10 protein-coding genes are annotated in these 13,438 nt (G+C 42.9%); 9 read left to right on the top strand and 1 reads right to left on the bottom strand.

Going from position 1 to position 13,438, the window contains the following annotated elements; translation table 11 throughout:
* Positions 1 to 30 precede the first annotated feature (30 nt).
* From DWW86_RS14015 to DWW86_RS14000, 4 genes are all read left to right on the top strand, one after another.
* Positions 31 to 1,065 carry a D-alanine--D-alanine ligase family protein gene (locus tag DWW86_RS14015; protein ID WP_117943739.1) on the top strand — a complete coding sequence of 345 codons (1,035 nt, stop codon included), beginning with the start codon at positions 31 to 33 and terminating at the stop codon, positions 1,063 to 1,065.
* A 10-nt stretch (positions 1,066 to 1,075) separates the two neighbouring features.
* Entirely contained in the window at positions 1,076 to 2,446 is a 1,371-nt protein-coding gene (locus DWW86_RS14010) for a UDP-N-acetylmuramoyl-tripeptide--D-alanyl-D-alanine ligase (protein ID WP_117943738.1), read from the top strand.
* A 106-nt stretch (positions 2,447 to 2,552) separates the two neighbouring features.
* Positions 2,553 to 3,173, top strand: coding sequence for a hypothetical protein (locus DWW86_RS14005; protein ID WP_072522196.1), 621 nt, complete (start codon positions 2,553 to 2,555; stop codon positions 3,171 to 3,173).
* A gap of 24 nt (positions 3,174 to 3,197) precedes the next feature.
* On the top strand, positions 3,198 to 4,268 hold the full coding sequence (locus DWW86_RS14000; protein ID WP_117943737.1) for an acyltransferase: 1,071 nt from the start codon (positions 3,198 to 3,200) through the stop codon (positions 4,266 to 4,268).
* Here the strand turns inward: DWW86_RS14000 and DWW86_RS13995 are convergent, their stop codons facing one another.
* Entirely contained in the window at positions 4,269 to 4,535 is a 267-nt protein-coding gene (locus tag DWW86_RS13995; RefSeq protein ID WP_072522194.1) for a hypothetical protein, read from the bottom strand. It lies immediately after the preceding gene.
* Between the two features lie 210 nt (positions 4,536 to 4,745).
* On the opposite strand from DWW86_RS13995, the gene DWW86_RS13990 reads away from it, so the two are divergent.
* The 5 genes from DWW86_RS13990 to DWW86_RS13970 all read left to right on the top strand — a co-directional run bounded on the left by DWW86_RS13990 (position 4,746) and on the right by DWW86_RS13970 (position 13,434).
* A complete protein-coding gene (locus DWW86_RS13990; protein ID WP_117943736.1) occupies positions 4,746 to 7,004 on the top strand; it encodes a hydratase in 2,259 nt (752 codons plus the stop codon).
* Positions 7,005 to 8,391: 1,387 nt separating this feature from the next.
* Positions 8,392 to 9,093, top strand: coding sequence for an RluA family pseudouridine synthase (locus tag DWW86_RS13985; RefSeq protein ID WP_117943735.1), 702 nt, complete (start codon positions 8,392 to 8,394; stop codon positions 9,091 to 9,093).
* A 141-nt stretch (positions 9,094 to 9,234) separates the two neighbouring features.
* Positions 9,235 to 10,359, top strand: coding sequence for a substrate-binding domain-containing protein (locus DWW86_RS13980; protein WP_117943734.1), 1,125 nt, complete (start codon positions 9,235 to 9,237; stop codon positions 10,357 to 10,359).
* A gap of 324 nt (positions 10,360 to 10,683) precedes the next feature.
* On the top strand, positions 10,684 to 12,150 hold the full coding sequence (locus DWW86_RS13975; RefSeq protein ID WP_353652719.1) for a sodium-dependent transporter: 1,467 nt from the start codon (positions 10,684 to 10,686) through the stop codon (positions 12,148 to 12,150).
* Between the two features lie 93 nt (positions 12,151 to 12,243).
* The gene (locus DWW86_RS13970; protein WP_117943733.1) at positions 12,244 to 13,434 is read left to right on the top strand and encodes a pyridoxal phosphate-dependent aminotransferase; all 1,191 of its coding nucleotides are present in this window, start codon (positions 12,244 to 12,246) and stop codon (positions 13,432 to 13,434) included.
* The last annotated feature ends 4 nt before the right edge of the window (positions 13,435 to 13,438 follow it).

Below are 13,438 nucleotides of genomic sequence, written 5' to 3'. Positions count from 1 at the left end.
CGGTTTTTGCGTTTCAGGAGAGGTGATAATATGAAAATTGTTGTATTAGCAGGGGGAACAAGTACAGAAAGGGATGTATCGATCGTATCCGGCACAGGAATCTGCGGTGCGCTGCGTCAGAAAAATCATCAGGCAATTCTGGTCGATGTTTTTTGCGGACTGGAGAATGTAGACTGGGCAGATCCTTTTCCGGAAAGCTATGATGTAGAGCAGGCAGTTTCCTACATCAAGAGTTTTAATACGCGCATCGAAGAGTTAAAAAAAAGCAGGAAAGAATTTTTCGGACCGAATGTCCTGGAACTTTGTAAGAAAGCGGATTTTGTTTTCCTCGGACTGCATGGATCCAACGGCGAGGACGGAAGACTGCAGGCTGTATTTGACCTGATGGGAATTCCGTATACCGGAACAGGCTATCTCAGCAGTGCGATGGCGATGGACAAAGGTGTTACGAAAGCCATGTTCCAGATGCGCGGTGTACCGACACCGGGCGGCAAAGCCATGAAGAAAAAAGACCGCGTGGAGACACCGCAGGAGCTTGGCCTGGATTTCCCTGTTGTAGTCAAGACATGCTGTGGCGGTTCCAGCATTGGTGTTTATATCGTAGATAATCAGGCTGATTATACGAAAGCTCTGGATGGAGCATTTACCTATGAAAATGAAGTTGTCGTAGAAGAATTTGTCGAAGGTACTGAGTATACGGTTGCTGTTGTGGACGGCAAAGCATATCCGGTTGTACAGATCGTTCCGGTTCAGGGATTCTATGATTATGAGAATAAATACAAACCGGGCGCAGTGAAAGAAACCTGTCCGGCACCGATTTCCGAAGAACTGACCAGACGTCTTCAGGAATATGCGGTAGAAGGCTATCACGCACTTGAAATGGAAAGCTATGGTCGTCTTGATTTCATTGTAACAAAAGATGAAAAGATCTACTGCCTCGAGGCAAACACTCTTCCGGGAATGACACCTACCAGTCTGATTCCGCAGGAGGCGGCAGTGCTCGGTATGGATTATCCGACTCTGTGTGAAGAACTGATCAAAGTCTCAATGAAAAAGTACGAATGAGGAAAAATAAATGAAAAATCTTACCTTAAGAAATCTTACAGAGGTGTGCAGTGGAACCTGGCATGGCGATGATGCGCTTCTTGACCGTGAAATTTCTGCAATTACCACAGACAGCCGTAAGATTGAGAAAGACTGTCTGTTTGTGCCGATTGTTGGAGAACGCGTGGATGCACATCGTTTTATCCCGGATGTTATGGCGAAAGGGGCACTTGCGACACTTTCAGAGAGAGAGCTGCCAGATGCAGCTTACCCGTATATTCAGGTTGCATCTTCTCTGCAGGCAGTAAAAGATATCGCAGAATTATATTTACAGCAGCTTCAGATTCCGGTAGTCGGAATCACCGGAAGTGTTGGTAAGACCAGTACGAAAGAAGTAATTGCATCTGTACTGAAAGAAAAATATCGTACCCTGAAAACACAGGGAAACTTTAATAACGAACTTGGACTGCCACTGACCGTATTCCGTCTGAGAGAAGACGATCAGATCGCCGTTCTGGAAATGGGAATCAGTGATTTTGGAGAAATGACACGACTTACCCGGATAGCGAAACCGGATACCTGCGTGATCACAAATATCGGAACCTGTCATCTTGAAAATCTTGGCGACAGAGACGGTGTTCTCAAAGCAAAGACGGAAATTTTCCAGTCCATGCAGCCGAACGGCCATATTGTACTGAACGGGGATGATGATAAGTTGGCAACGGTTGATGGCTATCATGGTGTGAAACCAGTATTTTTCGGTTTGGATGCGAAGCGTGATGTTTATGCAGACCAGATCGTGAGCAGGGGGCTGAAAGGTGTTTCCTGTCGCATTCATATGGACGAAGATGCTTTTGATGTACTGGTGCCGACACCGGGCATCCATATGGTCTATAATGCACTTGCAGCAGCGGCTGTAGGCAGAATCTACGGACTTACGATCGAAGAAATTAAAAGAGGTATTGAAAGCCTGGAGACAATCCGTGGTCGTTTCAAGATGATCGAGACAGAGAATTTTCTGGTTGTAGATGACTGTTATAATGCCAATCCGATGTCCATGAAAGCTTCTCTGGATGTACTTCATGATGGAGAGGGACGAAGAGTGGCGATTCTCGGAGATATGGGAGAACTTGGCGAGAATGAGATTTCTCTGCATAAAGAAGTCGGAGAGCATGCTGCAAAATGTGGCATTGATGTCTGCATCTGTGTGGGAGAACTTTCTGTACATATGGCAGACGCTGCGCGCACAGCAGATCCGAATTTTGAAGTTCATTATGAAAAAGACCGGGAATCTCTTCTTAAGAATCTTGAAGGGTATGTCCGTAAGGGAGATACGATTCTCGTAAAGGCGTCTCATTTTATGAAGTTTGAAGAAGTGGTAGACGCACTGGAAAAAATGTAAAATTCTGCAGGAATTTGACGAACGATTTTTGTTCCATACAGGCCTTAAAAGGTGTAGAATGAGTTTATCGGATAACTGTTCACAGACTGTAAAACAAGGAGGGCTTATGCTGGAACGAATCATGGACCTGCATATTCTGCTTTATCTGATGGCTGTTCTCGGAACAGCAGGAGGAGTGGGTATGCTGGCAGTACACCTTACCTACAGAAGAACCATGCGAAAGACAAAAGCGACAACGAACCTGAGAGAAAAGTGGCTGAATCTGTGGAAAACAAGGGATAAGCTTCTGAACAGAATGAATCTTCTGGTCTGGATTCCTTCATTGTTATCTACGGTTTGCCTGGGGTTGTCGCTTTTTTTTGTTACGAAACTCGGATCGGAACAGGGACTTTCACTGCAGTATCTGTATATCGGCACAGCGGTTCCGGTTGCACTTCTGATCTTGCGGCAGGCGCTGGATTTTTCATACAGGGAAGAACTGGTGACAAATTCTCTCGCGGATTATATCCTTCAGGCACGTTCCCGAAAGGAAAATCCTCCCACAGCCCGTAAGTACGAACCGCAGCAGACCTCTCAGAAAACAGATCCGATCCTCAGGGAAGAAATGGTTGAGCGGATTGCTTCCAGTATCCGGCAGACTGCGGCAACGGGCAGTCATTTCAGCAAGATGCTGAGCCCTGAGGAGGAAGAGATCATGAGGGAGATCATACGGGAATTTATGGAATAAACACAGAGAAATCTGGAGGTACAAATGAACAAAAGAAGAATTATATGGATAGAGCTGCTGCGCATTTGTGCGTGCATCGGCGTCATCGGTATTCATGTTGCTTCGCAACATTTTCATGACATGCCGGTCAATACATCCGTATGGGCAGTATCTAATTTTTATCATGGAATCAACCGATATGCAGTTGCCTGTTTTGTAATGATCAGCGGAGGTCTGTATCTTGATCGCAAACGGACATGGAATCTTAAGAAATTGTGGACACACAGTATTCTTCCGATTGCTGTTGCATATATATTCTGGCAGGTATTTTATGCGCTTTACCGAAGTCTGACGGATGAAGGTCTGAAATTCGGCTCAGTTGCTTTTTTCAAGCGATTTCTGGTTATGATATCAGATCCCTATTTTCATCTGTGGTATTTGCCGATGCTGATCGGGCTTCTTATCATCACGCCAATGCTGTGGGAAATCGTCAACAGTAAGAATGGGAAACAATGGGAAGAATATATGATCCTCCTGTATCTGATTTTTAAGATCCTGCCATATACGGTTAAGGTTTTTCCGATACCTTGCAAAGAACATGTGATGAATGTTTTGAATACGGTACAGCCGCAGATGGTTACCGGATTTGTAGGATATTATATTGCAGGACACTATCTGTATCAGTACGGAGTATCTAAAAAACTTGAAAAACTGATCTACATATTGGGAATCGTTTCAATCAGTATGGGCATCCTGTTTTGTTATATCAGGTCACAGCAGAAGGGAACAGATATACAGGATTTTTATGAGAATTATACCCTGGCTGCTTTTTTCTGGGGCATTTCTGTATTTTTGTTTTTCAAAAATTATGTTTCAAAGATAAAATGGAATGACAAGCAGGAAAAACGAATCTGCCTTGTTGGAAGCTGCACATTCGGAATTTTTCTTATCCATGTGCTGGTGAGATCACTTTTCCACAAAGCAGGTATTGACAGTATGATGATCAGTAATACATTTATAGCAATACCGATCGTGATCGCACTGATCTTTACACTGAGCTTTGGGGCGGTAGTGATCATAAAGAAAATTCCGGTATTGAAGAAGTGGATCGTATGATCAGTCTTCTTCAATTACCTGAATCTCAAGATAATCAAACGAAATATTTTCTATAAAACTGTCCTGGTTAAACCTGGCTCTGGAGTGGCGCTTAAAATCAGCAATATTGTTGTCAAGCCAGATCGGGTTCTCCAGGTCAAATTCATAGCAGATTTCCTGTAGTGCACGAAAAATCTTATGAGTTCTGGTATCTTCAGAATCATCATCTATTACAATATCTCTTATTAAGTGGTTATTTTCCCACATTTTTCCCCATAAACGAAACATAGCTGCCTCCTGTCAGAAATATTTTCTAAATCAGTATAGCCATTCTTTGCAGATAAGTAAAGAAATATGTAAAGAAAATTCATTGCAGATTTTAGTGAGATAAAGTATAATGATTATTGTGAGCGGAGTGAACAGTAAGCTTAATGGAAATACATTTTGCATCGTCACAAAATACAGGATGCATATTTTTTATGAATGGAGGAGTTGTTAATGAAGTTATACGACAGTGGCATTTATCTGGTGAACGGTCATGACATCGTTGAAGAAGGCAGTATGAACCAGCCGGTATCCAGAGAAGAAGCAGCTGGAAATACAATGGCATACAGAATTCTGGAAGCACATAATACATCCGGAAATATGGAAAAGCTTCAGATTAAATTTGATAAGCTGACATCTCATGATATCACCTTTGTTGGTATTATTCAAACAGCACGTGCATCAGGACTCGAGAAATTCCCGGTTCCCTATGTACTGACAAACTGTCATAACTCTCTTTGTGCAGTAGGCGGTACGATCAATGAAGATGATCATATGTTTGGACTTACCTGTGCGAAGAAATATGGCGGAGTTTATGTACCTCCTCATCAGGCTGTTATCCACCAGTTTGCACGCGAAATGCTGGCAGGGGGCGGCAAGATGATTCTTGGTTCAGACAGCCATACCCGTTATGGTGCACTTGGTACCATGGCTATGGGCGAAGGCGGCGGAGAACTTGTAAAACAGCTTCTTTCCCAGACATATGATATTAATATGCCAGGCGTTGTGGCAATCTATCTGAAAGGTGAACCACGTCCGGGAGTAGGCCCGCAGGACGTTGCACTTGCAATCATCGGCAAAGTATTCGCAAACGGCTATGTTAAGAATAAAGTTATGGAATTCGTAGGACCTGGTGTTGCAGGACTGAGCGCTGATTTCCGTATCGGTGTGGACGTTATGACAACAGAGACTACATGTCTTTCCTCTATCTGGCAGACAGATGAAAAGATTGAAGAATTCTATGAGATCCATGGCAGAAAAGAAGATTACAAAGAACTGAAACCGGGTAAAGTGGCTTATTATGACGGCTGCGTAGAAGTTGATTTAAGCGAAATCAAACCAATGATCGCAATGCCGTTCCATCCGAGCAACACTTATACTATCGATGAACTGAAAGCAAATCTTTACGACATTCTGGATGATGTTGAGAAAAAAGCACAGATCAGCCTTGATGGCAAAGTTCCATATACTCTGAAAGACAAAGTGATCGACGGAAAGCTTTATGTAGAGCAGGGAATCATCGCAGGATGTGCAGGCGGTGGTTTCGAAAATATCTGTGCAGCAGCTGACATTCTTCGTGGCGCAAGCATCGGATCAGATGCATTTACACTCAGCGTATATCCGGCAAGTACTCCGATCTATATGGAACTTGCAAGAAACGGTGTCCTTGCAGATCTCCTTGCTACAGGTGCTGTTGTTAAGACTGCATTCTGCGGACCATGCTTTGGCGCAGGCGATACACCGGCAAATAATGCATTCAGTATCCGTCATACGACCAGAAACTTCCCGAACCGTGAAGGCTCTAAAGTTCAGAACGGACAGATTTCTTCTGTTGCTCTCATGGATGCAAGATCTATCGCAGCAACAGCAGCAAATAAAGGTTTCCTGACTTCAGCAGAAGAATTTAACGGAAACTACACACATCAGAAATACTTCTTCGACAAGACGATTTATGAGAATCGTATTTTTGACAGCAAGGGTGTTGCGGATCCGAGCGTGGAGATCCAGTTTGGACCAAACATCAAAGACTGGCCGAAGATGCCTGCACTGGCAGATAATCTTGTGCTGAAAGTTGTATCTGAGATCCATGATCCGGTTACAACAACGGATGAGCTGATCCCGTCAGGTGAAACTTCCTCCTTCCGTTCCAATCCGCTCGGACTGGCTGAGTTTACTCTGTCCCGTAAAGATCCGGCATACGTTGGACGTGCAAAGGAAATCCAGAAAGCACAGAAAGCTCTGGAGGCAGGAGAATGTCCGGCAGAGGCAGTCCCAGAACTGAAGCCTGTTATGGAAACCATTAAGAAACAGTTTGCAGGTATCAGCAATGAGAACATCGGTATCGGAAGTACGATTTTTGCAGTAAAACCTGGTGATGGTTCTGCACGTGAGCAGGCAGCTTCCTGTCAGAAGGTTCTTGGCGGATGGGCAAATATCGCCAACGAATATGCAACGAAGCGTTATCGCTCCAACCTGATCAACTGGGGTATGCTTCCGTTCCTGATCCCGCAGGGAGATCTTCCGTTTGAGAACGGGGACTACCTGTTCTTCCCTGAGGTTCGAGGAGCTGTTGCAGACAAAGCGGACAGTATCACAGGTTATGTAGTAAAAGAAGACGGACTGAAAGAGTTCCAGGTAACTCTGGGTGAACTGACTGACGATGAGCGTGAGATCATCCTGAAAGGCTGTCTGATCAATTACAACAGAGGATAATATATATTGCTATAAAGACGACAGGACACCATTCATACAGCTCCGCAAATACCATTGCGTCTGCTATGTGATACATGCGCTTATAATCTGCCAGTCGCTCGAACTCGCTTACGCTCAGACAGCGAGCTTGGTGGCAGAAGCTAAGCATGTATCGCATAACGCAGTACTCATGAGTATTTGCGGTTTCTGTATGAATGGTGTCCTGTCTGTTTATTAGTATGGGGAAAGAAGGGTGACCGGTATGGGGACGAGAAGGAAAAGACGGAGCAGAATGAATTATCAGAAAATAATATATAATACGAAAAATACACAATATAAATATACTGCAAATAATGAAATAAATAATAATTATGAGAAAAATATAAAAATGTGTTGACAAATGCGCTGGACGGTGATATTATAATGACATCAAAAGAAAACAAGAGAAAAACAAATCAAACAAAATAAAAAATCATTCAATTCATAGTATAAATAAACGTTACATGAAAGGAATGAAATCAAAAAGAAAGGGTAAGGTGATACCGTTGGGACACTAGCCACACATCATATCAATATGAGAAGTGACAGAGATTGAGTTTCCTGCAAGAAAGACCTGATACATAAATTATCCATTATTTATAACGATCATTACAGAACACTCGAAAGAAATATTTAAAATATTACCTGGTGAACAGGACTTTCCGAAAGTAATGAATCATACAAAACGTATTACAGGTATATAGAATCGATCACTCATATTGAATAACTGTCACGAACCTGATACAAAGAATTTTAGAAATGTGTAAAGAAACATTTTTAAAAGTTGAGATCCAGATGATGTGAGTTATATGAATCGAAGCTTTGCATCAGAAGAATATCTTCTCACAAAAGATATTACATCAGAAATTAATGGGGTCTTATTCCCGATGAAAACAGTTCGAAATTTAAGAAGTTAAGTTTGGAGTTGCTCTAATCAGAAGGAAAAGATACTTTCATATTTCTAAATTAAATTATAATCCGTAAATTATAATTTAAACTCTATCAACTTTCTAAATGAACCGAATGATAAAAATCATCTCGTTTGTGAGCAGGAAATTACAAGAAACCAAAAGACACAATATCAGATAAAAAGATAATTAATAAATATAAAAACTAAATACAGATAATTGAATGAAGTATACTAAAAGAGGTATCAAAGATTTCAATTAGTAAACAAGACGATAAGTTTTGAAAGAACAAAGAGGTTAATTAAAATTGAATAGCGAAGATTGTTAAGACGGTCATCATTTTAGATTATGAGAAGTAAATTATAAGAAAAAGTGATGGCCGTCTTACTGTTGTGTAAAGATGATTTTTACGTTATACTCTCCATAGAAAGTGCGGTAAGCGCTAAAGGAGAGCTTTTTTTATGTGGAATAATATAGAAGATATGATTTTATATGAGGATAGAGATATTATTGTCTGTCACAAAGTGGCAGGTATTGCCGTACAGAGTGCGAGAATCGGGATGCCGGATATGGAAAGCACTCTGAAAAATTATCTGGCATCAAAAAAAACAGGGACAATGCCATATCTGGGGATTGTTCATCGTCTGGATCAGCCGGTGGAAGGGGTGCTTGTTTTTGCAAAAAATAAAAGGGCGGCTGCCGGGCTGACAGGTCAGATTACATCAGGAAGCGTTACGAAGGAGTATCTTGCCGTAACAGATCAGAAACCGGAGAATGTGCAGGGACATCTGGAGGATTATCTGAAGAAAGACGGAAAAACAAATACATCTGCAGTAGTTACATCAAAAACCGATAGGGCAAAAAAAGCAGTTCTGGATTATAAAGTACTTAATGAAGTTTCAGATGAGCGGACTTCGACCGGAAAAAGAATTCTGGTCAGGATACAGCTTGGAACAGGCCGCCACCATCAGATCAGGGTACAGATGACACATGCCGGAATGCCGCTTCTCGGAGATCGGAAATATAATCCGGAGGATTCTTCAGGACTTCCGCTGGGACTGTGTTCCTGTCATCTTGTGTTCCGACATCCGGTCACAGGAAAGAAGCTGGAATTTCAGGTAACTCCAAAAGGAGAATGTTTTGCAGATTTCCCAAATATCTGAATCAGAATATAGTGAAATTGCCGTATTTTCTTCGAAAAAATGAAAAAACTATGAAATCTATAGACGGAAAAATGAAAATGTGTATAATGTAGAAAAGAATCGGATCGATGTAAAATTTATAGTAGAAAAGAGGAAAATACAATGAAAAAAGCAGCTATTGCGGTGCTTTTTCTTGCCGGTGCAGTCGTAGCGGCAGGCGAGAGTGGTAAGATGGGCGGCTTTGGTAATTTTATTTCAGATGTGCAGGCCGAAGATGAACTGTCTGAAAGTGATAAAGACCAAAAAGAGATTATAGAAGAGTCAGATACTACAGAGGAGGACAGAGTCGCTGCTATTGATACTTCAATCACACTTGGTGCAGGCAGCAGAATTGCAGTTGTGAGCAAGGCTACAGATGGAGAATACTGGAAACTTGTCCGTCAGGGAATGGAAGATGCAGTTAAGGATATTAATAAAGCCTATGAGTTTTCATCCGATGATGAAATTTCTATGACTTTCGAGGGGCCTTCGGATGAGCAGGATATTGAAACTCAGGTTAATACGCTCGATGCGGTAATTGCAGAGAATCCTACCGTCTTGTGCATGTCAGCCGGAGATATTGAATCCTGTCAGGCACAGCTTGAGGCGGCCAGTGAGAATGGCATTCCGGTTGTAGTTTTTGATTCCAATGTCAGTGACGATGAGCTGGTGGCAGCGTTCCGTGGTACAGATAATGCATATGCAGGAAAACTTGCGGCAGAAAAACTTGTGGATGCAATCGGAGAAAACGGCAAAATTGCAGTATTTTCCGCGCAGGAAAAGACCGAAAGTTCACAGAAACGTGTCGAGGGATTTAAGGAAGCGTTGGCAGATTACGAGGGAATCTCAATTGTAAGTGAGTTATATACCGATAAGGTCAAAGATATGTCAGAGGCGATGGCAGATGTGTTGAAACGTTACCCGGATCTGGACGGAGTATTCTGTACCAATGAAGATGTTGCGGATATGTATCTTGGACTGGATAAAGGAGAAAATACACCGGTTATGGTAGGTGTAGATGCGACAAGCGTACAGCAGAAGGCAATCACGGACGGACAGGAGCTTGGGACCGTATCACAGGATCCATATGATATCGGATATCAGACGATCATAGCTGCATCACAGGCTATGTCTACAGATCCGGCACAGGCGGCTTCAGTAGAAAAAAATGTCCTGCTTGAGCCGAAATGGATTGACGCGTCTAATATCGATGATAGAGTAAACGGCAATTATCTGTACAGCAAATAAAAGAGAATATACGCAGGATGACGTGATATGATATGTAAGAGACAAGTTAATCCTGATATCCGACAGGGACAGTTCACATTGGACTGTCCCTGTGTTATAATGAAAAAGATTGAATTGAAGTAACTATTCAGAAGATAGTATCCCGCGAGGCGTTTTGGCATGTTTTTTGCCAAAATCCTGAGACCTATAAGGCAAAATGCCATCACCGAAGGTGATTTGGAATGCATTTTGACTCGTAACTGTGAGGGTACTGAACAGTTACGAACTGAAATAAAAAGCAACTTCGATCAAAGTATGTTATGGCAAAACAGAGGAGGAAATTTTTTGAAAGAAAGAGAAACATTTGGATCAAGACTTGGTTTTATTCTGGTTTCCGCAGGATGTGCCGTAGGGCTTGGAAACGTATGGAAATTTCCATATATGACAGGAAAATATGGCGGGGCAGCTTTTATCCTGATCTATCTGGTATTTCTGGTGCTGCTGGGTCTGCCGATCCTTGTAAGCGAGTTTGCTGTAGGACGAAGCAGCAGATTAAGTACAGCGAGAGCATTTCACAAACTGGAGCCGGAGGGTTCCAATTTCCATAAATACAGTTATATGGGAATGATCGGTAACTATATGCTGATGATGTTTTATACCATGGTCGCCGGCTGGATGATGTATTACTGTTATGTTATGGCAACAGGTAAGCTGAGTGGAGCATCTTCTGATGAGGTCAGTGGGTTCTTTTCCAATCTGATGACATCGACAGGTACTATGACCGGCTGGATGATCGCAGCAGTTCTTCTTGCATTTGGAGTATGTTCACTTGGACTTAAGAACGGAATCGAGCGCATCACGAAGGTGATGATGATCTGTCTTTTTGCACTGATCGTTGTGCTGGCAGTTCATTCTGTGACACTTGACGGTGCAATGGAAGGTGTGAAATTTTATCTGGTGCCAAACCTTGACAACATCCGTGCGGCAGGTCTCGGAAATGTGATCTTCGGTGCACTTTCTCAGGCATTCTTCACATTAAGCATTGGTATCGGTGCGATGGAAATCTTCGGAAGCTACATGGGTAAGGAATGTACGCTTGCAGGCGAAAGTGTCAATATTCTGATCCTTGATACATTTGTAGCGTTGATGGCTGGATTGATCATCATTCCGGCATGTTTTGCATTTGGTGTAGAGCCGGGGGCAGGTCCGGGACTTGTATTTATCACACTGCCAAACGTGTTTAACCAGATGGCAGGCGGAAGACTCTGGGGAGCTTTGTTCTTCCTGTTTATGTCTTTTGCGGCACTGTCTACGGTCATTGCTGTATTTGAGAATATCCTGTCCTTTGCAATGGATCTGTGGGGATGGAAGCGTAACAAGGCAGTTGTGTTTAATATTGTACTGATCATCATTCTTTCCATGCCGGCAATCCTCGGATTCGGACCATGGTCCGGTATCCAGATTCTCGGTGAAGGAACCAACATCATGGATCTTGAGGACTTTATCATTTCCAATAATATCCTGCCGCTTGGTTCTGTAGTTTTCGTCATTTTCTGTGCATCGAAGAAAGGATGGGGATGGGACAATTTTATCAAAGAAGCCAACACAGGATCAGGACTGAAATTTCCGAAATTTATCAGAAACTACATGCTCTGGGTGATTCCGGCAGTTGTTGCGGTTATTTACCTGAAAGGGTACTATGATATGTTCCAGCCGAAAGGAATGAATTATCTGGTTCCGTGGATGATCATCGGTGTTGCAATGCTTGTTCTTGTCGGATGGATTTCCTTCGGGCACAGCAAAAAGAAATAAGATACCAAGTAGGATTGTGAGAGTGCGTAGCACGGAACAATCCGTGGGTATCGCAAATAATATAAAAGAAACAAAATCAGAGGAGGCATAATTATGATAGCAGAAAAAATGAAACCTTTTGTCCAGAACAACTCAGCGATCCGCATGATGTTCGAGGAAGGAAACTGTCTCCGTGCAAAATACGGCGCAGACAAAGTATATGATTTCAGTCTTGGAAATCCGAGTGTTCCGGCACCGGACTGTGTACGTGAGGCGATCATTGATCTTGTAAATAACGAAGAACCGACAGTTCTTCACGGATATATGAACAATGCTGGTTTTGAGGATGTCAGAGAGACCATTGCGCAGTCTCTGAACCGCCGCTTCGGAACCGCTTTTTCTGCACATAATCTGATCATGACCGTTGGAGCTGCCAGCGGTCTGAATGTCATCCTCAAGACGATCCTGAATCCGGGTGAGGAAGTGATCGTTTTTGCACCGTATTTCCTGGAATATGGTGCATATGTACGTAACTATGACGGCAAGCTTGTGGAAATCTCTCCGAATACCGAGACTTTCCAGCCGAATCTGAAAGAACTGGAAGAAAAGATCAATGTCAACACCCGGGCTGTGATCGTAAACACGCCACATAACCCGACGGGTGTTGTTTATTCCGAAGAGACGATTAAAGAGCTTGCTGCAATCCTTGAGAAGAAACAGCAGGAATTTGGTTCCGTCATCTATCTGATCTCTGATGAGCCATACAGAGAGCTGGCATACGATGGTGTGGAAGTTCCTTATCTGACAAAATACTATAAGAATACAGTTGTAGGATATTCCTACAGCAAATCTCTGTCCCTTCCGGGCGAGCGTATCGGTTATCTGGTTATCCCGGATGAGCTTGAGGACAGTGCGACCGTGATCACGGCAGCAGCGATCGCCAACCGTGTACTCGGAAGTGTCAATGCACCATCTCTGATGCAGAAAGTCATCCAGAAATGCGTGGACGCAGAGGTAGATGTGGCTGCTTATGACCGCAACCGTCTGGCACTTTACAATGGACTGAAAGAATGTGGTTTCGAGTGTATCAAACCGCAAGGAGCTTTTTACCTGTTCGTAAAATCTCCGGTCGCAGACGAAAAGCAGTTCTGTGAAGCCGGAAAGAAATACAATATTCTGATGGTACCGGGAAGTTCTTTTTCCTGCCCGGGCTATGTAAGACTGGCATATTGTGTATCCTATGACACAATTCAGAATTCCCTGCCGGAATTTAAGAAGCTTGCAGCAGAATTTGGCCTGAACTAAATTA

Origin of the sequence: Ruminococcus sp. AF17-22AC, assembly GCF_003460065.1 — a bacterium.
In the GTDB taxonomy this organism is placed as follows: domain Bacteria; phylum Bacillota; class Clostridia; order Lachnospirales; family Lachnospiraceae; genus Blautia_A.
This window is presented reverse-complemented; position numbering and strand designations above follow the sequence as displayed.

Bases quoted from the DNA above. Each gene is read 5' to 3' on its own strand.
- DWW86_RS13990 (WP_117943736.1), top strand. From the start codon at position 4,746: ATGAAGTTATACGACAGTGGCATTTATCTGGTGAACGGTCATGACATC.
- DWW86_RS13985 (WP_117943735.1), top strand. From the start codon at position 8,392: ATGTGGAATAATATAGAAGATATGATTTTATATGAGGATAGAGATATT.
- DWW86_RS13995 (WP_072522194.1), bottom strand. From the start codon at position 4,535: ATGTTTCGTTTATGGGGAAAAATGTGGGAAAATAACCACTTAATAAGA.
- DWW86_RS14015 (WP_117943739.1), top strand. From the start codon at position 31: ATGAAAATTGTTGTATTAGCAGGGGGAACAAGTACAGAAAGGGATGTA.
- DWW86_RS13970 (WP_117943733.1), top strand. From the start codon at position 12,244: ATGATAGCAGAAAAAATGAAACCTTTTGTCCAGAACAACTCAGCGATC.
- DWW86_RS13980 (WP_117943734.1), top strand. From the start codon at position 9,235: ATGAAAAAAGCAGCTATTGCGGTGCTTTTTCTTGCCGGTGCAGTCGTA.
- DWW86_RS14010 (WP_117943738.1), top strand. From the start codon at position 1,076: ATGAAAAATCTTACCTTAAGAAATCTTACAGAGGTGTGCAGTGGAACC.
- DWW86_RS14005 (WP_072522196.1), top strand. From the start codon at position 2,553: ATGCTGGAACGAATCATGGACCTGCATATTCTGCTTTATCTGATGGCT.
- DWW86_RS14000 (WP_117943737.1), top strand. From the start codon at position 3,198: ATGAACAAAAGAAGAATTATATGGATAGAGCTGCTGCGCATTTGTGCG.